Source organism: Burkholderia aenigmatica (assembly GCF_048627025.1).
GTDB classification, from domain to species: Bacteria; Pseudomonadota; Gammaproteobacteria; order Burkholderiales; family Burkholderiaceae; genus Burkholderia; species Burkholderia aenigmatica.
Genome location: NZ_CP184469.1, coordinates 1,164,915 through 1,183,958, shown reverse-complemented (window position 1 = coordinate 1,183,958; position 19,044 = coordinate 1,164,915). Strand labels below are relative to the sequence as shown.

The following is a 19,044-nucleotide window of genomic DNA, read 5'->3' as shown; positions in this document are numbered from 1 at the left end:
CATGAACCAGGCTGTCGCGCGTTTCGTCCGGCCGTTGCCGTCGCGGGAAATCTGGACTTTCGCCGGTCTCGTCGTGCTCGCATGCTTCATCTGGCTCGCGGGCCCGCTGTTCTCGTTCGCCGAGGTCCGGCCGCTCGAAAGCGGCTGGGCGCGCGGGCTGACGATCGCAGTGCTGTTCCTCGCGTGGGGCGCGCGCGTCGCGTGGCGCGGCTGGCGTGCCGGCCGCCTCAACGCGCAGTTGCTGAACCAGCTGCGCGAAGCCGCGCCGGGGCCGGCCACCGCCGACGATCCGGCCAAAGCGCAGCTCGACGAGTTGCGCAGCCGCTTCGACGAAGCCGCGACGCTGCTGAAGAAAGTCCGCTTCGGCCAGGCCGACACCGCGCGCAAGGGCGTGTCGCAGTGGTTCGACCGGATGTCGCGCCAGTATCTGTATCAGTTGCCGTGGTACGTGTTCATCGGCGCCCCGGGCTCGGGCAAGACCACCGCGCTCGTGAATTCCGGGCTCAGTTTTCCGCTCGCAGAGCAGTTCGGCCGCGCGGCGATTCGCGGTGTGGGCGGCACCCGGCATTGCGACTGGTGGTTCACGAACGACGCGGTGCTGATCGATACGGCCGGCCGCTATACGACGCACGAGGGCAACCGCGCGCTCGACGAGGCCGAGTGGAAAGGTTTCGTCGACCTATTGAAGAAGTACCGCACGCGCCAGCCGCTCAACGGCGCGATGCTGACGATCAGCGTGGCCGACCTGCTTGGCGCGTCGGAGGCCGAACGCACGCAGCACGCGATGGTGCTGCGCAAGCGGCTGCTCGAACTGCGCGCGCAGCTCGGCATCCGTTTTCCCGTGTACCTGCTCGTGACGAAGGCCGACCTGCTCGCGGGCTTCGCCGAGTATTTCAGCAGCTACGGCCGCACGGAATGCGCGCAGGTGTGGGGTTTCACGTTCCCGCTCGCGCAAAGCGAGGCGCCGGGCTTCGACTTGCGCGCGGCCTTCGACCGCGAATACCGGCTGCTGCACCAGCGACTGAACGACGGACTGCCCGAACTGCTTGCCGCGCAGACCGACGCCCGACAGCGCGAGATGACGTACCTGCTGCCGCAGCAGATCGCCGACCTGCAGGACATGCTCGGCCAGTTCGTCGCCGAGGTGTTTTCCGTGTCGAGCTACGAGCCGATGCCGATGTTGCGCGGCGTCTACCTGACGAGCGGCACGCAGGAGGGCACCGCGTTCGATCGCGTGATGAGCGGCATCAAGCGCTTCCTGAAGATCGAGGGCGTGCCGCCGGTCGCGCAGGTCGGCTCGACAGGGCGCAGCTTCTTCCTGAAGTCGCTGCTGCAGGAGCACATCTTCCGCGAAGCCGCGCTCGCCGGCAGCGATCTGCGCTGGCATCAGAAGCGGCGCGTGCTGCAGATCGCCGGCTACGTGCTGCTCGCGCTGGTGTGCGTGGCCGTGCTGGTCGCCTGGCTGCGCAGCTATTCGAACAATCGCGCGTATCTCGACCAGATCGCCTCGCGCGTACCGGCCGTCGATGCGCAGATTGCCGGGGCGAAATTCTCCGATGCGGCCGACGTCGCCCGCCTGCTGCCCGTGCTCGACGCGCTCGGCGGCCTCGCGAATGCGGGCGGCGTCGACCTGCAGCATCCGCCGCTCGCGTATCGGTGGGGGCTGTTCCAGGGCGAGAAGATCGATGAAGCCGTCGATGCCGTGTACCGGCGCGCGCTCGAAGACGTGCTGCTGCCGATCGCCGCGAGCCGGATGGAAGCCGCGCTGCGCGACGCACGGCCCGACGAGACCGAATACGCGTATGCGGCGCTGAAGGCGTACCTGATGCTGTACGACAGCGCGCACTACGATCCCGCGTTCGTGCAGGCCGTCGTCGACCTCGAAATGGAACGCGCGCTGCCGCCCGATTTCTCGCCGGCCGAGCGCTCCGCGCTGCGTGCCCATCTCGCCGCGCTGTTCGGCGGACGCGTCGCGGTGTCGCCGTATCCGATGAACGAGCGGCTCGTGGCCGACGTGCGCGACCGGCTGCGGCAGGTGCCGTTCTCGCAGCGGCTGTACCGGCAGCTCACGCTCACGCTGCGGCCGGCCACCTCCGCGTTCGACTTCAGCGTCGCGCGGGCAGTCGGCCCCGACGCGTCGCTGGTGTTCCGCCGTCAGAGCGGCAAGCCGCTGTCGGAAGGCGTGCCGGGCCTCTATACGCGCAACGGCTATCGCAACGTGTTCGCGCCGCGCCTGGCCGGCGAGGTCGACGCGTACGGGCGCGAGGAAGTGTGGGTGCTGAACCTCGGGCTCTCCGAGATTCCGGGGCCGAACGACGCGGCCGCATGGGCCCGCGATATCCGCCAGCTGTACCTGAACGACTACCTGAAGATCTGGGACGACTATCTCGCCGACATCAAGCTGCAGCGCACCGCGACGCTCGCGCAGAGCATCCAGGTGGCGCGTGCGCTGTCGTCCGCCGATTCGCCACTCACACGGCTCATGGTTGCGCTCGCGCGCGACACGGCGCTCGGCGATGCGCCGGGCGGGGCGCGCAATCTCGCGGCGCGCGCGCAGGACAAGGTCGACGAGGCGCGCAGCTCGCTGTCGCAGATCTTCGCGGGCCAGGGCAGCAATGCGAGCGCGTCCGCGGCGGCGCCCGCGAGCGCCGAGCAGATCGTCGACAGCCACTTCGCCGGGCTGCGCGCGTTCGCGCCGGGCAGCGGCGACCAGGCGCAGGCGTTCAACGAGGTGTTGAAGTCGATCGACGCGCTGTACACGTACCTGACGGCCACCGACGACGCGCTGCGCAGCGGCGCGCAACCGCCGCCGTCCGACGCGCCCGCCAAGCTGCGCGCGCAGGCCGGCCGCCTGCCGACACCGTTCCGCGAAGTGCTCGACGACCTGTCGAACGTCGCGAACGGCAGCGTCGCGACCGTCGAGCAGCGCAGCGTCGCGACGCGGGCCGGCGCGAACGTCGGCGACTTCTGCCGGCAGGCGATCGCGGGCCGCTATCCATTCGCGCGCGGCTCGTCGCGCGACGTCGCACCGGCGGATTTCGCGCAGATGTTCGCGCCCGGCGGCCTGATGGACGACTTCTTCCAGAAGAACCTGCAGTCGATCGTCGATACGACGTCGCATCCGTGGCGCTTCGCGAACCGCAATGCGGACGCCGATCCATCGGCCGCCGCGATGCTTGCATCGTTCGAGAAGGCGGCGGTGATCCGCGACGTCTATTTCGGCGGCGGCGCACGCACCGCGCAACTGAAGGTGCAAATCCAGCCGCTCGAAATGGATCCGTCGATCACGGAGATGGTGCTCGACGTCGACGGGCAGATCGTCCGCTACGCGCACGGCCCGCTGGTGCAGAGCGCGGTGGACTGGCCGGGCCCGCGCGGCAGCAACCAGGTGCGGCTGCAGGTATCGGGGCAGGCCGGCGCGACCGACGGCTTCTCGACCGACGGGCCGTGGGCACTGCACCGGCTGTTCGACCGCGCGGCCGTGTCGGCCGGGCGCGGCTCCGACCAGATGATTGCGCGCTTCACGGTCGACGGCAAACCGATCGTGCTGCAAGTGAATGCGGGCAGTGTCCGCAACCCGTTCAGGCTGCCCCAGATGGAGTCCTTTACATGCCCTCCGAAGCCATGAGCTCGACCCCGCCGTTCACGCGTACCGACGGCGATGCGCCGGCCTGGTACGGGAAGATTCCCGGCGCCGGCGACTTCGTGAATAGCCGTCTGCCGCATGCGCTCGCGCTGTGGTGGGAGCGCTGGCTCCAGCAGGGGATGGCCGCGATGCGGCAGCGCGGCACGGATGAGATCGAGCGCCACTACACGGTCGCGCCGGTCTGGAATTTCCTGATTCCGGCGGGCGCCGGCGCGTCGTGCGTGCAGCCGGGCTGCCTCGCGCCGAGCTGCGACCGCGTGGGGCGCTACTACCCGGTGATCGTCACGCTGCCGATGCGCGCGGCCGATTACTGGAACGGGCTGCCGGATGCCGCCGACACGTTCTACTGGCAGGTCGGCCAGGCGCTGCTCGACGCGATCCGGCATGCACGCGCGCCGGGCGATCTCGAGCAGATGCTGGAGCGCGTGCGGCTCACACAGGGCGACGACACGTACGCGGACATCGTCGACGGCATGCCGGCGCCGCCGCCGGAACGGCCGGCCCCGGCTGCGTGGCCGGGACTGTCCGGTTACTTCGATCCGCACGGCGGCACGAGTTTCTGGTGGACCAACCGCGCGGACGGATCGCCGCTGCGCACGCATGCGCATACGGGCACGCCCGACAACGCGCTGTTCCTGACGCTGTTCGGCGGCAGCTAGCGGCCCGGCCGAAGAATGGCGGGCCGCCGGGCGCGGCGGGCGGACAGGACGCGGTTTCGAGAGGTGGTGGAGATGAAGGACGCTGGATCGAGAGACAACGAGCACGACACGGCGACACGCGGCAACGCATCCGAATTCACGGTGCGGCCGCTGCCGCTCGGCCATCGCCTGGGCGAACTGCAGCTCGACGAGGTGCTGGGCATCGGCGGTTTCGGGATCGTCTATCGCGCATTCGACCGCACGTTGCGGCGCGCGGTCGCGATCAAGGAATACATGCCGTCGATGCTGGCCACGCGCGGCGGCGACTATACGGTGTCGCTGCGCTCCGAGCGGTTCGCGCAGGCGTTCGACGCCGGGCGCGGCGCGTTCCTCAACGAGGCGCGCCTGCTCGCGCAATTCGATCATCCGGGGCTCGTCAAGGTCCTGCATTTCTGGGAAAGCCACGGCACCGCGTACATGGTGATGCCGTTCTACGAAGGGCGCACGCTCAAGCAGCTGCTCGACGGCGGGATGCGGATCAGCGAGACGCAGTTGCGCAATATCGTCGGCGCGCTGCTCGGCGCGCTCGACACGCTGCACCGCGCGCAGTGCTTCCATCGCGACGTCGCGCTCGACAACGTGCTGATCCGCCCGAACGGCAGCGCGATCCTGCTCGACTTCGGCGCGGCGCGCAAACGGATCGGCGATCTGGTCGACGACGGCGCGATGATGATCAAGCCCGGCTACGCGCCGATCGAGCAGTACACCGACGATCCCGCGTTCAGCCAGGGGCCGTGGACCGATCTCTATGCGCTCGGCGCGGTGATGCACGCGATGATCACCGGCGAGCTGCCGCCCGCGGCGGTCGTGCGCAGCATCAAGGACACGTACCGGCCGCTCGCGTCGCGCGAACTGCCGGCCGGCGAGGTGTACAGCCCGGCGTTTCTCGCGGCTGTCGATCATGCGCTGCAGTTGCGGATTCCGGATCGGCCGGAATCGGTCGCGGCGTTCGCGGCCGAGCTCGGGTTGCGGGATTTCGGGGCAGGTGGCGGGTATGGTGCGGCGGCCGTGCCGCCGGTGACTGAAGCAGGCAGGAGCGGGGAAGGGAAGAGCGAAGCTTCTGCTGCGTCCGGCACGGCGTCGGCTGCTGCTGCGGCTTCGATCGGCTCGGGCGCGACCGCTTCGGGCAACGCTGCTCAGGATGGGCGGCCGTCAACGCCCGCCGGTGCGGATCAGGTGTCCAGGCCCGCGGACACGGCATCCGCATCGTCTGCCGTGTCCGGTGCCAAGCCGGAGGCCGATGTGCGTTCAACGCGCCAGGCGGCCGCGCAAGGCGCCACGACTGCGGCTGCGGGCGCGCTCGCAGCATCCGCATCGTCTGGGCCTCAGCCGGCGGCCAACCCGGTTGAAAAGCCGGTTGAATCCGACGTACCGAACGGAAACGCCGAACGCACGAAAGCACCGCCCGCTGCACGAACCGACACCCACGACGAAGTCGGTACGCGATCCGCAAATCCCGACACGGACATCGGTGCGCGCGGTGCAGCAGGTGCCGGGAATGCGAACGCACACGCGGCTGCCGGCGCACCGTATTCCGCCGCATCGGCTTCGTCATCAGGCGGCGCATCCGTGCCGCCCGGTGCCCAGCGTGGTCACGCCACCGCCGGATCGCGCCACCGCCGCCTGCCGGTCTACGTCGGTAGCGCGCTCGTTGCGCTGATCGCAGTCGGCCTCGCCGCGACCTATCTGTCGCGTCCCGCCCGCGTCGCCGACGAGCCCGCGCCCGTTGCGAGCCAGCCGCAGGCCGGCACATCGCCGCCCGCGAGCGCGCCGGCCGCCACACTGGCCCAGCAGGGACCCACACCAACCGTCGTGCCGCCGTCCAGCCTGCCGGCCGGATCGTCCGCGCAAGTTCCGCCGCCCCCCATCGCCGCCGAGCCTGCCAGCACGCCTGCCGTTGAAGCCACGCCCGCGCCGCAGGTTGCGACCACCGTGACGAACCCGGCCCCGGCCCCGGCGGCGACGGCCGGTTCCGGTTCCGCCATCGCGCCCGCCGGCAGCCTCGACGCGTCGGAACGCGTCGTCAACGTGCCGCCGTCGGAAGCCGCCGTACCGCCGCTGGCTTCGGCATCCTTGGCGCCGAAGCCGCCTGAAAACCAGACGGCCATCGCCGCCGCGAACGTGCTGCCCGCCGAGCAACAGCCGCGTCCGCAGAAGGCACAGGAAACCGTGCAGGTGCGTTTCAACGTGCGGCCGTGGGGCGACATCTACGTGAACGGCGCGCGGCGCGGCGCGAGCCCGCCGCTGCGTTCGGTATCGCTGACGCCGGGCGTCTACGTGATCGAGATCCGCAACGGCTCGCTGCCGCCGTTGCACCGCACCGTGGCGATCGACTTCGGCAGCAAACCGGTCAACATCGACTATGCATTCGAATGACGTCAGCCAGGCGGCGCTGGCCGCCGCCGCATTGTCCGCGATGCCGCCCGGCATGCCGGCGACACCGCGCGCCGACGTGATCGGCCAACTGCTCGCGGATGTCGCGCCCGATGCGCCGTGCGGCGCGAACCTCGAATACGACGCCGAGTTCCTGCAACTGCAGGAGCGTGCGACGCCGCGTGCCGAGCAGCAATACGGCGACACCGTGATCCCGGCCGAAGCGCCCGACTGGCGCGCGGTCGAGCGGCTCGCGATGGCGCTGTCCGCGCGCACGAAGGATCTGCGCGTCATCGCCTGTCTCGCACGAAGCTGGACCGAGCAGCACGGCATTCCCGGCTATGCGGACGCGCTCGCGCTCGTCGCGAACCTGCTCGAGCGCCGCTGGGATGACCTGCATCCGCGGCTCGACGCGGACGGCGACCCGGACCCGACGCTGCGGATGAACGCGCTCGCCGAAGTAGCCGGCGCGCACGACTGCGCACGCGCGGCGCGCCGCCAGCCGCTGTTCGATGGCGGGCCGAGCGTGCGCGACGCCGAACGGCTGCTCGACGGCCGCGACGACGCCGGCAGCCCCGTGGCCGGCAGCCGCGAAAGCCTGCTGGCTGCGCTGTCCACCGCGCGCAGCGACGGCACGACGCCGCTCGACGCGGCGCGCGCGGCACTGCACGCGCTGGATGCGATCCGCGTGTGCGTGACGGACAGGCTGGGCCGCGAATGGGCGCCCGACGAAGGCGATGCGGAGAAGGCGCTGCGGCGGATCGTGCGCGAAGTGCCGCTGCCCGAGCCGCAACCGGTCTCTCCCGACATGCAGCAAGCCGCGCCCGGCGACGCCTCACCGGCCGGCCCCGCAGCAACCGCAGCGGCGGCGATGCCGAACGCCCACGCGTGGCGCGATGCCGAAGTCACGAGCCGCGACGACGTGCGGATCGGTCTCGACAAGATGTGCCGCTATTTCGAGCAACACGAACCGAGCCACCCGGCGCCGCTGCTGCTGCGGCGTGCGCAGCGGCTGCTCGCGCTCGACTTCTACGAAATCATCCGCGACCTCGCGCCGGAGAGCCTGCCGAAGCTGGATCTGCTGAGCGGCGAGCGGAGCGAATGAAACGAACGAAAGGCGCCGCCATGCGGGCGACGCCGACGGACTGCGCAACCTGATCGATGTGAAGGAGTGGACGATGACGGACAGAACCAAGGCGGCAGGCAGCGGACAGAAGTTCATTGCGCGCAACCGGGCGCCGCGCGTGCAGATCGAGTACGACGTCGAGACCTACGGCGCCGAACGCAAGGTGCAGTTGCCGTTCGTGATGGGCGTGATTTCGGACCTGGCGGGCAAGCGTGCCGAGCCGCTGCCGGACTTGCCGGAGCGCAAGTTCCTCGAGATCGACGTCGACAACTTCGACGAGCGGATGAAGTCGGTCGCGCCGCGCGTTGCGTTCCAGGTGCCGAACACGCTGACGGGCGAAGGGATGCTCAACGTCGACATGACGTTCGAGCAGATCGACGATTTCTCGCCGGCCGCGATCGCGCGCAACGTCGACGCGCTGCGCAGGCTGCTGGAGGCGCGCACCGAGCTGTCGAACCTGCTGTCGTACATGGACGGCAAGCACGGCGCCGAACAGCTGATCGAGCGTGCGATCAACGATCCCGACCTGCTGAAGACACTCGTGCGCGAACCGCATGCCCCTGCCCAGGGCGGCGACGCGACCCAACCGGAGGCCCGCGATGAATGATCCCGTCCAATCCCGCGCGGACACGCGCGATACCGCGCAACCGGCCGTCGCGCACGACGAATTCGCCGCGCTGCTGCAGAAGGAGTTCAAGCCGAAGACGGCCGAGGCGCGCGAGTCGGTCGAGCGCGCGGTGCGCACGCTCGCGCAGCAGGCGCTCGAACATACGGTCGGCATGACGACCGATGCATACGGCAGCGTGAAGCAGATCATCGCGGAGATCGACCGCAAGCTGTCCGAGCAGATCAACCAGATCCTGCATCACAACGAGTTCCAGACGCTCGAAGGCGCGTGGCGCGGGCTGCATTACCTCGTCACGCACACCGAGACCGACGAGCTGCTGAAGATCAAGGCGTTGCCGGCGTCGCGCAACGAAGTCGCGCGGATGCTGAAGCGCTACAAGGGCGTCGCGTGGGACCAGAGCCCGCTGTTCCGCAAGATCTACGAAGAGGAATACGGGCAGTTCGGCGGCGAACCGTTCGGCTGCCTGGTCGGCGACTTTCATTTCAACCACAGCCCGCCCGACGTCGAAATGCTCGGCGAGTTGTCGAAGATCGCGGCGGCCGCGCACGCGCCGTTCATCGCGGGCGCGTCGCCGGAGCTGATGCAGATGGATTCGTGGCAGGAGCTGTCGAACCCGCGCGACCTGACGAAGATCTTCCAGAACACCGAATACGCGGCGTGGCGCAGCCTGCGGCAATCGGAGGATTCGCGCTACATCGGCCTCGCAATGCCGCGCTTTCTCGCGCGGCTGCCGTACGGTGCGCGCACCAACCCGGTCGACGAATTCGACTTCGAGGAAGACACCGACGCCGCGAACCACGACCGCTACACGTGGGCGAACTCGGCATACGCAATGGCCGCGAACATCAACCGCTCGTTCAAGCAGTTCGGCTGGTGTTCGTCGATCCGCGGCGTCGAATCGGGCGGGGCGGTCGAAGGGCTGCCGAGCCACACGTTCCCGACCGACGACGGCGGCGTCGACCAGAAATGTCCGACCGAGATCGCGATCAGCGACCGCCGCGAAGCCGAGCTCGCGAAGAACGGCTTCATGCCGTTCGTGCACCGGAAGAACTCGGATTTCGCGGCGTTCATCGGCGCGCAGTCGCTGTACCAGCCGGCCGAATACCACGATCCCGACGCGACCGCGAACGCGCGGCTGTCCGGCCGCCTGCCGTACCTGTTCGCGTGCTGCCGCTTCGCGCACTACCTGAAGTGCATCGTGCGCGACAAGATCGGCTCGTTCCGCGAACGCGACGACATGGAGCGCTGGCTGAACGACTGGATCATGAACTACGTCGACGGCGACCCCATCAACTCGTCGCAGGAAACCAAGGCGCGCAAGCCGCTCGCGGCCGCGCAGGTGGTGGTCGACGAGGTCGAGGACAACCCCGGCTACTACACGTCGAAATTCTTCCTGCGGCCGCACTACCAGCTCGAAGGGCTCACGGTGTCGCTGCGGCTCATCTCGCGGCTGCCGACCGCGAAGGCGGCCAACGAGTGAGCGGCGGCGCAAGCAACGATCGGCAATCAACGCGGCATTCATCCTGACATCGCACTGAAACGGAGACGGCAATGGGCGTGGCAATGTTTATGAAGGTGGACGGCGTGACCGGCGAATCGGCGGACGCACAGCACAAGGGCTGGACCGACATCCAGTCGTTCACGTGGGGCGCGAGCCAGCCGGGCGCGATGGCGAGCGGCAGCGGCGGCAACGCGGGCAAGGCGAGCTTCAACGATCTCGTCGTCGCCGCGTACATGGACAAGGGCGCGCCCGCGATCATCAAGAACTGCGCGAACGGCAAGCATCTGTCGTCGGTCGAGATCTCCGCGTGCAAGACGGGCGGCACGCAGGTCGAGTTCATGCGCGTAACGCTGCAGGAGGTGCTCGTCACGTCCGCGCAGGTCGCGGGCATCGACCCGGGCGACGTCGCCGACCGCCTGATGATGCACTACGGCTTCCAGGCCGCGAAGGTGAAGAAGCAGTACTGGCAGCAGAACGACAACGGCGGCAAGGGCGCGGAGGTGACCGTCGGCTGGAACATCAAGGAAAACACCGAGATGTGACGGCGCGGAGATGACCATGGACGACCCGCGAACCCGCGACGGCCGGGAGGGCAGCCTGCGCGACCGGCTCCAGCCCGCGTTGCTCGACCGGCTCACCGACGATGCGCCGCAGCGCGAGACCGAAGCGCCCGGCGCACAGTGGATCGGCACCGACCGCCTGCGCGCGGCCGTGCTGCGCGATCTCGCGTGGCTGCTCAACACGCGCAACGCCGAGGACGGTTTCGTCGACTGGTCGGCGTTCTCGCACGCGCAGGCATCGGTGCTCAACTACGGGATGCGGCCGCTCGTCGGCAAGCCGATGTCGGGTGTCGAGCGCATGTCGGTCGAGGCGTCGATCCGCGACGCGATCCTCCGTTTCGAGCCGCGCATCGCGCCCGACAGCGTCGAAGTGCGCAGCGTGATCGACGCGGCCGGCGGGCGGGCCGGCGAACGGCGCCACAACGTGCTGCTGTTCGAAATTCGCGGCACGCTGTGGTCGATCCCGCATCCGCTCGAATTCGTGCTGCGCTCCGACCTCGATCTCGAGACGGGCGCGATGTCGCTGCAATCGGTAACGGGGGCCTGACGCGATGGATACGCGCCTGCTCGATTACTACAACCGCGAACTCGCGTACCTGCGCGAGCTCGGCGGCGAATTCGCGCAGCAGTTCCCGAAAGTGGCCGCGCGGCTGCGGCTCAATGAATCGGGGCCGCCCGACCCGTACGTCGAACGGCTGCTCGAAGGCTTCAGCTTCCTCACCGCGCGCGTGCAGCTCAAGATGGACGCCGAGTTTCCGCGCTTCACGCAGGCGCTGCTCGATGCCGTGTATCCCGGCTATATCGCGCCGCTGCCGTCGATGGCGATCGTGCGGTTCGCGCCGATGCTGAACGAAGGCAGCCTCGCGCAAGGCTGGCGGCTGCCGGCCGGCACCGCGCTGCGCGCGCGTCCGGCCGCGTCCGAGCAGACCGCCTGCGAATTCCGCACCGCGCACGACCTGACGCTGTGGCCGCTCGAACTGACCGATGCGACCGTCACCGGCGCGCCGTCGTGGCTGCCGCGTGGCGCGTTCGCCGCCCGGCAGGACGTGCGCGGTGCGCTGCGCATCCGGCTGAAAGCGCGTGGCGGCGCCAAACTCTCCCAGTTGCCGCTCGACCGGCTGACGTTCCATCTCGCCGGCCCCGAGCGCGACGCGCTGCACCTGCTCGAACTGATCGCCGCGCATGCGCTTGGCGTCGTATGCCACGATCCGGCGCAGCCACCGCGCTGGCTGCACACGCTCGACGCCGACGCGATCGTCCACGAGGGTTTCGATCCCGCGCAGGCGATCCTGCCCGACGACGGCCGCAGCTTCCACGGCTACCGGCTGCTGCGCGAGTATTTCGCGTTTCCGGCGCGCTTCCTGTTCTTCAGCATCGGCGGGCTGCGTGCCGCGCTCGCGCGCGCGACCGGCGACGAGTTCGAACTGACCGTGCTGTTCGACCGCCACGACGCGGCGCTCGAAGCGGCCGTCAGCGCGAAACACCTCGCGCTGAACTGCACGCCGGCCGTGAACCTGTTCACGCGCCGCGCCGATCGCATTCCGCTGCAGCCCGGCGCGCGCGAGCACCATGTCGTCGTCGATCGCAGCCGGCCGCTCGACTACGAGGTCTATGCGGTGCAGCGGCTCGCGAGCGAGCAGCGCGACGACGGCCAGTCGCGCGAATTCCGGCCGTTTCACGCGTCGATCGCCAGTGATGACGGCAACCACGGCGCGTACTACACGGTGCGGCGCGAGCCGCGGCTGGTCTCCGCGCAGGCACGCGCGAGCGGCACGCGCACCGGCTACGTCGGCAGCGAGACCTACGTGTCGCTGGTCGACAGCCAGTGCGCGCCGTACGACGAGACGATGCGTTACCTGGCGGCCGACACGCTGTGCACGAACCGCGATCTCGTGCTGCTGCAGCCGCCCGGCGATGCGAACACGTTCACGCTGCGCGTGTCGGCCCCGGTCGAAAGCATCGTCGCGATCCGCGGCCCGTCGCGGCCGCGCCCGCCGATCGCCGATGCGCAAACCGCGTGGCGGCTGATCCGCCATCTCGGGCTGGCCCGCCACACGCTGACCGATCTCGATGACGACGAGGGCGCGCGTGCGCTGCGCGAACTGCTCGGCCTGCATGCCGACCCGGCCGATGCCGCGATGCGCCGGCAGATCGACGGCGTGCTGCGCGTGGCGTTCTCGCCGGTGTTCCGCCGGCTGCCGACGGCCGGGCCGCTGATGTTCGGGCGCGGCGTGCAGGTCGACGTGACCGTCGACGACCATGCGTTCTCCGGCGACAGTCCGTTCCTGCTCGGCGCGGTGCTCGAACAGTTCTTCGCGCGCCACGTGTCGATCAACGCGTTCGCCGAATGCGTGCTGACCAGCGCGCAGCGCGGCACGCTCGCGCACTGGCCGGCGCGTATCGGCAGGCGGCCCGCGATATGAAGCGCGATAGGTCACCGGGCGCCGCCCCAGCCACCGAAGCTGCACGCCGCGACGCGTGGTGGGCACGCCTGCGTGCCGCGCCGCACGGTTACGACCTGTTCCAGGCGCTGCGCTGGCTCGATGCGCTGTCGCCCGGCCGCGCGCCGCTCGGCCATGCCGCGCGGCCGCGCGACGAACCGGTGCGGCTCGGGCAGCAGCCATCGCTCGCGTTCGCGGCGTCGATGCTGGCCGGCGTGAGCGACGAGGGTGGTGGCACGCCGCCGCGCATCGCGATCCACGGTTTCGGGCTGTTCGGCCCGAACGGGCCACTGCCGACGCACCTGACCGAATACGCGCACGAACGCGCGGCACAGCACGACGACCCGACGTTTGCCGCGTTCGCCGACCTGTTTCATCACCGGCTGATCCTGCTGTTCTACCGCGCGTGGGCCGACGCGCAGCCGACGGTGAGCCTCGATCGCCCGGAACGCGCACGGTTCGATGGCTATGTCGCGAGCCTGATCGGGCGAGCAGCACACGGCGACAAACCGGCCTCGCAAGCCAACGCCGACACCGACGCGCTCGCACCGCACGCGCGCTATTTCCATGCGGGCCATCTCGTGCGGCACACGCGCAACCCGGAGGGCCTCGTGCAGATCCTGCGCCGGCATTTCGGCGTCGAGGCCCGCATCGTCGAGCACGTACCGCAGTGGGTCGCGATCGAGCGTTCGCAGCGCTGCACGATCCGCGCGACGCGGCCGACGTTGCGGGTCGGCGCCGTCGCACTCGGCATCGCGGTGCGCGATGCGCAGTCGCGCTTCCGGATCGTGCTCGGCCCGCTGTCGCTCGACGCGTACCGCCGTTTCCTGCCGGGCGGCCCGCATGCCCGGCAGCTCGCGCAATGGGTGCGCGAATACGTCGGCATCGAATTCGACTGGGACGTGCAGCTCGAACTCGCCGCCGACGCGGTGCCGGCGATTGCGCTCGGCGCGCCGCAGGGCATCGGCCGCACCGCGTGGCTCGGGCAGCGGCTCGAACCGGGCCCCGCGCGCGACCTCATCGTCCGCTATGACGTGCGGCGCGGCGGCGCACCCCTTCATCGCGAAACCGCCTAAACGGGAACCGTCATGTCCGATATCGGCCGCGCCAACCTGTTCGGAAAACTGAATCCGTTCCTCTACGAGACGCTCGAGCAGGCGACCGGCTTCTGCCGGCTGCGCGGCAATCCGTATGTCGAACTTGCGCACTGGCTCAAGCAGATGCTGCAGCGGTCCGACGGCGACCTGCAACGCGTGTTGCGCCACTTCGCGATCGACGACGCCGCGATCGACCGCGGGCTCGTTGCCGCGCTCGACAAGCTACCGCGTGGCGCGGGCTCGGTGTCGGATCTATCCGTGCATATCGACGATGCGGTCGAACGTGCGTGGGTCTACGCGACGCTGAAGTACGACGCGACGCGCATTCGCGGCGCGGTGCTGCTGCTCGCGATCCTGAAGACGCCGCAGTTGCGTAACGTGCTGCTGGCGATCACGCGCGAATTCGAGCGCATCGTGCCGGACGTGCTCGCCGACGCACTCGAATCGATCGTCGAAGGCTCGCCGGAGGCACCACCGGCCGGGCAGGCTGCGCCGGGCGGCGACGCTGCAATGCGCGGCACGACCGCCGCCGCCGACGGCTCCGCACTCGCGCGCTTCGCGGTCGACCTGACCGCCCGCGCGCGGGCCGGCGAGATCGATCCGGTGATCGGGCGCGATCCGGAGATTCGCCAGATCGTCGACATCCTGCTGCGGCGCCGGCAGAACAACCCGCTGCTGGTCGGCGAAGCCGGCGTCGGCAAGACCGCCGTCGCGGAGGGCTTCGCGCTGCGGATTGCCGCCGGCGACGTGCCGCCATCGCTGCGCGACGTCGCGCTGTACCTGCTCGACATCGGGCTGCTGCAGGCCGGCGCGAGCGTGAAGGGCGAGTTCGAGAGCCGGCTGCGCGGCGTGATCGACGAAGCGATGTCGTCCGAGCGGCCGGCGATCCTGTTCATCGATGAAGTCCACACGCTCGTCGGCGCGGGCGGGGCCGCCGGCACCGGCGACGCCGCGAACCTGTTGAAGCCCGCGCTCGCCCGCGGGCTGCTGCGCACCATCGGCGCGACCACATGGTCGGAGTACAAGCAGTACATCGAGAAGGATCCCGCGCTGACGCGGCGCTTCCAGCTCGTGCACGTGCACGAACCGGAGGAAGCGGCCGCACTGACGATGCTGCGTGGCCTGGCCGGGAAACTCGAGGCCCACCATCGCGTGCTCGTGCTCGACGACGCGCTGCAGGCCGCCGTCACGCTGTCGCACCGCTACATTCCCGCCCGCCAGTTGCCGGACAAGGCGATCAGCCTGCTCGATACGGCCTGCGCGCGCGTCGCCGTCAGCCAGCACGCGGTGCCCGCGCCGATCGAAGATGCGCGCCGCCGGATCGACAGCCTGCGTGTCGAACAGGAACGGATCGGGCGCGAATGCGCGCTCGGCACCGGCGATACGGCCCGGCGCGAGGCGATCGATCACGACATTAGCGCCGCGCAGACCGAACTCGACCGGCTCGACACGCGCTGGCAAACCGAACGCGACGCGTTGACCACGATCGTCGATGCCCGCACGCTGCTGCTCGACGACGATCCGTCGCGTGCGCTCGACGCCGACGCGCGTACCGCGGCGCTGAGCCGTCTCTCGGCCGCGCAGCAGGCGCTGGCCGACCTGCAGGGCGACGCGCCGCTCGTGCTGCCCGCCGTCGACACGCATGCGGTGGCCGCCGTCGTGGCCGACTGGACCGGCATTCCGCTCGGCCGGATGGTGCGCGACGAAACGCAGGCCGTGCTGAAGCTCGCCGATACGCTCGGCGAACGCGTCGTCGGCCAGAAGCACGCGGTCGAACTGATCGCCGAGCGCATCCAGACCGCACGCGCGAAGCTGGACGATCCGAAGAAGCCGCATGGCGTGTTCCTGCTGTGCGGCCCGTCGGGTGTCGGCAAGACCGAGACCGCGCTCGCGCTGGCCGACACGCTGTACGGCGGCGAACACAACGCGATCACGATCAACATGAGCGAGTTCCAGGAGGCGCATACCGTGTCGACGCTGAAGGGCGCGCCGCCCGGCTATGTCGGCTACGGGCAGGGCGGGGTGCTCACCGAGGCCGTGCGCCGCCGCCCGTACAGCGTCGTGCTGCTCGACGAGATCGAGAAGGCGCACCGCGACGTACACGAGATTTTCTTCCAGGTATTCGACAAGGGCTGGATGGAGGACGGCGAAGGGCGCGACATCGATTTCCGGCATACGGTGATCCTGCTGACGTCGAACGTCGGCGCCGATCGCGTGATGCAGCTGTGTCGCGATCCCGAGCGCCTGCCGGACACGCAGACGCTCGCCGATGCGCTGCGCGCGCCGCTGCTCGACGTGTTTCCCGCCGCGCTGCTCGGCCGGCTGACCGTCGTGCCGTACTACCCGCTCACCGACGCGACGCTCGCGCGGATCGTCGCATTGCAGTTGCGACGGATCGAGCAGCGGATCGATGCGCATCACGGCATCCGGCTGCACTGCACCGACGCGGCGACCGCGCTGGTCGTCGAGCGCTGCCGGACGATCGAATCCGGCGGCCGGATGGTCGACGCGATTCTCACGCACACCGTGATGCCGCGCATCGGCCGCGCGATCCTGCAGGCCACGCTCGAAGGGCGCGTGCTTGCGTCGATCGAGTTGAGCGCGGCCGACGGCGAATTCACGTACCGGTTCGACGAGGAGGAAACGACGTGAATCGCGTATTCACACTCGACAGCCCACACGGCGATGCCCTCAAATTCCATACGCTCGACGGCAGCGACGAACTCGGCCGCCTGTTCGAATTCCGGATCGAGGCGCTCGCCGACAGCCACAGCCTGTCGCTGAAGGACATGCTCGGCAAACCCGTGACGGTCCGGATCGAACAGCAGGACCTGTCGACGCGCTACCTGAACGGCATCGTTGCGCGCGCATCGCTCGCCGGACGGCGAGCCGAACGGTACTACGGCTACGAGCTGATCGTGCGCCCGTGGCTGTGGCTCGCGACGCGCCGCTCCGATTGCCGGATCTTCCAGAACAAGACCGTCCCCGAGATCGTGCAGGAAGTGCTGTCGACGTACGGCTTTCCGATCGAGAATCACCTCGCCGAGTCGTATGTGCCGCGCGACTACTGCGTGCAGTACAACGAGACCGACGCCGCGTTCGTGTCGCGGCTGATGGAGTTCGAGGGGATCTACTTCTGGTTCCGGCATGCCGAGGATACGCATACGCTGATGCTGGGCGACGCGATGTCGTCGCACACCGTGCTGCCTGGCTACGAAACGATTCCGTACATCGCACGCGACCGTACGGCGATCGCCGACGAGGAGCACATCGACGGCTGGCTGCCCGCGCAGGAAGTGAGTGTCGGCCGGCACCAGACCACCGACTACGACTATACGAAGCCGCGCGCCGATCTGTCGTCGCAGAAGGTCGATCCGCGTGGTCACGATCACGACAGTTTCGCGTCGTTCGAGTGGCCGGGCGGCTATCGCGACGATGCGCCAGGCGCGCATTACAGCCGCGTGCGGCTCGAGGAACAGCAGGCCGAACACGAGCGGGCGAATGCCGATACCGACGTGCGTGGTGTCGCGCCCGGGTATCTGTTCACGCTCGAACATTGCCCGCGCGCCGACCAGAACCGCGAGTACCTGATCGTGCGGTGCCAGTACCGGTTTCAGGAGAACGCGTATGCGAGCGATCAGGGCGCGGAGGCTGTCGTGCATCAGACGATGATGCTCGTGCAACCGTCGAGCCTGCCTTATCGATCGCCGCGTGATACGCCGCGGCCGCGCACCAACGGGCCGCAGACGGCGACCGTCGTCGGGCCGCCCGGCGAGGAAATCTGGACCGACCAGTATGGGCGCGTGAAGCTGCAGTTTCGGTGGGATCGGTACGGGCAGAGCAATCAGGATTCGTCGTGCTGGGTGCGGGTGTCGAGTCCGTGGGCCGGGGGCGGGTTCGGGGGGGTGCAGATTCCGCGGGTGGGCGATGAGGTCGTCGTGGATTTTCTGAACGGCGATCCGGACGAGCCGATCGTCACCGGGCGGGTTTACAACGGCGAGAAGATGCCGCCGTGGGGGCTGCCGGGGAGTGCGACGCAAAGCGGGATGCTGTCGAGATCGTCGCCGGGCGGGACGACCGACCACGCCAATGCGTTCCGGTTCGAAGACAAGAAGGGCGCCGAGCAACTCTGGATGCACGCGGAACGGAATTTCGATGCGGAGACGGAGCTCGATCATTCGCTGTCTGTCGGGAACAACCATACGCATACGGTCGGGAACGACGAAACGATGCAGGTGAAGAACAACCGGCAACGGAGCGTCGGGCAGAACGAGACGGTGAATATCGGGCAGAACCGGGTGGCGCAGATCGGGGCGAACGAGACGCATGGCGTGACGGGGAATCGCAGCGTGTCGGTCGATGGCAACAGTTCGCATACCGTGACCAAGGGGAATCACAACCTGGCGGTGGTCGCCGGCACGCACGACGTCTTCGTCGAGGGGAACAGCACACATGTCGTCGGCACCGGGTCGTATGCGACGAAGGTCAATACGGGAAGCCATTCCGTCGACGTGGCCCAGGTCGCTTCATTGGCGGCCGGGAAGTATATCGACATGGGTGCGGGAGAAAGCGGCGTGTCGATCAACAAAGAGAACGTCGGGGTTCTGATCGGCGGACTGGCGAGCGACGTCGGTGTCGGCATTACCGGTCAGGTTGGCGGCGTCGACATCGCCGGATACGACAAGGGCGTGAACATCTCGGGCTTTGCGCAGGGCGTGTCGATTTACGGCGAGAACGATCTCAATCTTTCGGGCAAGTCGACCGCCAATCTTCAGGCGCCGACGGTGAACATCGATAACGGCAAGGCCAGTTGCAACGTCAATGTCAACGCGACGCGGATTGTCCTGGCGACCGGTGGCGGCTCCATCACGCTCGACGGATCGGGCGTGACGATCCAGGGGACGATTGCCCACATCAATTGATTTCGGCCGGTACCTGCCGGTTGCGCGATTGCACACGAAGCATGGGAGACAT

The 19,044-nt window shown here is 69.0% G+C and carries 12 protein-coding genes; all 12 read left to right on the top strand.

Annotation, left to right across the window (positions count from 1 at the left end; all coding sequences use genetic code 11):
- Window position 1: 1 nt before the first annotated feature.
- A complete protein-coding gene (gene tssM / locus ACN8ZM_RS22375) occupies window positions 2–3,628 on the top strand; it encodes a type VI secretion system membrane subunit TssM (protein WP_420212416.1) in 3,627 nt (1,208 codons plus the stop codon).
- Entirely contained in the window at window positions 3,610–4,305 is a 696-nt protein-coding gene (gene tagF, locus ACN8ZM_RS22370) for a type VI secretion system-associated protein TagF (protein ID WP_089452968.1), read from the top strand. Before tssM ends, tagF begins: the two co-directional genes overlap by 19 nt.
- A 72-nt stretch (window positions 4,306–4,377) precedes the next feature.
- On the top strand, window positions 4,378–6,720 hold the full coding sequence (locus ACN8ZM_RS22365) for a protein kinase domain-containing protein (RefSeq protein ID WP_420212415.1): 2,343 nt from the start codon (window positions 4,378–4,380) through the stop codon (window positions 6,718–6,720).
- Between the two features lie 40 nt (window positions 6,721–6,760).
- Window positions 6,761–7,822, top strand: coding sequence for a type VI secretion system protein TssA (gene tssA / locus ACN8ZM_RS22360; RefSeq protein WP_420212656.1), 1,062 nt, complete (start codon window positions 6,761–6,763; stop codon window positions 7,820–7,822).
- 73 nt (window positions 7,823–7,895) lie between these two features.
- Window positions 7,896–8,450 carry a type VI secretion system contractile sheath small subunit gene (tssB, locus tag ACN8ZM_RS22355; protein ID WP_043183757.1) on the top strand — a complete coding sequence of 185 codons (555 nt, stop codon included), beginning with the start codon at window positions 7,896–7,898 and terminating at the stop codon, window positions 8,448–8,450.
- On the top strand, window positions 8,443–9,951 hold the full coding sequence (tssC, locus tag ACN8ZM_RS22350; protein ID WP_089452965.1) for a type VI secretion system contractile sheath large subunit: 1,509 nt from the start codon (window positions 8,443–8,445) through the stop codon (window positions 9,949–9,951). Before tssB ends, tssC begins: the two co-directional genes overlap by 8 nt.
- Before the next feature lie 71 nt (window positions 9,952–10,022).
- Window positions 10,023–10,514 (top strand): Hcp family type VI secretion system effector, encoded by a 492-nt coding sequence (locus tag ACN8ZM_RS22345; protein ID WP_027791618.1) that lies wholly within the window; start codon window positions 10,023–10,025, stop codon window positions 10,512–10,514.
- A gap of 16 nt (window positions 10,515–10,530) precedes the next feature.
- On the top strand, window positions 10,531–11,079 hold the full coding sequence (tssE, locus tag ACN8ZM_RS22340) for a type VI secretion system baseplate subunit TssE (RefSeq protein WP_420212414.1): 549 nt from the start codon (window positions 10,531–10,533) through the stop codon (window positions 11,077–11,079).
- Window positions 11,080–11,083: 4 nt separating this feature from the next.
- Entirely contained in the window at window positions 11,084–12,955 is a 1,872-nt protein-coding gene (tssF, locus tag ACN8ZM_RS22335; protein ID WP_420212413.1) for a type VI secretion system baseplate subunit TssF, read from the top strand.
- Complete coding sequence (gene tssG / locus ACN8ZM_RS22330) at window positions 12,952–14,049, top strand: type VI secretion system baseplate subunit TssG (RefSeq protein ID WP_420212412.1); 1,098 nt, start codon at window positions 12,952–12,954, stop codon at window positions 14,047–14,049. The genes tssF and tssG overlap by 4 nt, the downstream gene beginning before the upstream one ends.
- A gap of 12 nt (window positions 14,050–14,061) precedes the next feature.
- The gene (gene tssH, locus ACN8ZM_RS22325; RefSeq protein ID WP_420212411.1) at window positions 14,062–16,722 is read left to right on the top strand and encodes a type VI secretion system ATPase TssH; all 2,661 of its coding nucleotides are present in this window, start codon (window positions 14,062–14,064) and stop codon (window positions 16,720–16,722) included.
- Window positions 16,719–18,992: a type VI secretion system tip protein TssI/VgrG gene (gene tssI / locus ACN8ZM_RS22320; protein ID WP_420212410.1), complete on the top strand. Its 2,274-nt coding sequence runs from the start codon at window positions 16,719–16,721 to the stop codon at window positions 18,990–18,992. Before tssH ends, tssI begins: the two co-directional genes overlap by 4 nt.
- The last annotated feature ends 52 nt before the right edge of the window (window positions 18,993–19,044 follow it).

Coding starts and splice junctions, on each gene's coding strand:
- ACN8ZM_RS22345 (WP_027791618.1), top strand. CDS start 10,023: ATGGGCGTGGCAATGTTTATGAAGGTGGACGGCGTGACCGGCGAATCG.
- tssM (WP_420212416.1), top strand. CDS start 2: ATGAACCAGGCTGTCGCGCGTTTCGTCCGGCCGTTGCCGTCGCGGGAA.
- tagF (WP_089452968.1), top strand. CDS start 3,610: ATGCCCTCCGAAGCCATGAGCTCGACCCCGCCGTTCACGCGTACCGAC.
- tssB (WP_043183757.1), top strand. CDS start 7,896: ATGACGGACAGAACCAAGGCGGCAGGCAGCGGACAGAAGTTCATTGCG.
- tssH (WP_420212411.1), top strand. CDS start 14,062: ATGTCCGATATCGGCCGCGCCAACCTGTTCGGAAAACTGAATCCGTTC.
- tssC (WP_089452965.1), top strand. CDS start 8,443: ATGAATGATCCCGTCCAATCCCGCGCGGACACGCGCGATACCGCGCAA.
- ACN8ZM_RS22365 (WP_420212415.1), top strand. CDS start 4,378: ATGAAGGACGCTGGATCGAGAGACAACGAGCACGACACGGCGACACGC.
- tssE (WP_420212414.1), top strand. CDS start 10,531: ATGGACGACCCGCGAACCCGCGACGGCCGGGAGGGCAGCCTGCGCGAC.
- tssG (WP_420212412.1), top strand. CDS start 12,952: ATGAAGCGCGATAGGTCACCGGGCGCCGCCCCAGCCACCGAAGCTGCA.
- tssA (WP_420212656.1), top strand. CDS start 6,761: ATGCCGCCCGGCATGCCGGCGACACCGCGCGCCGACGTGATCGGCCAA.
- tssF (WP_420212413.1), top strand. CDS start 11,084: ATGGATACGCGCCTGCTCGATTACTACAACCGCGAACTCGCGTACCTG.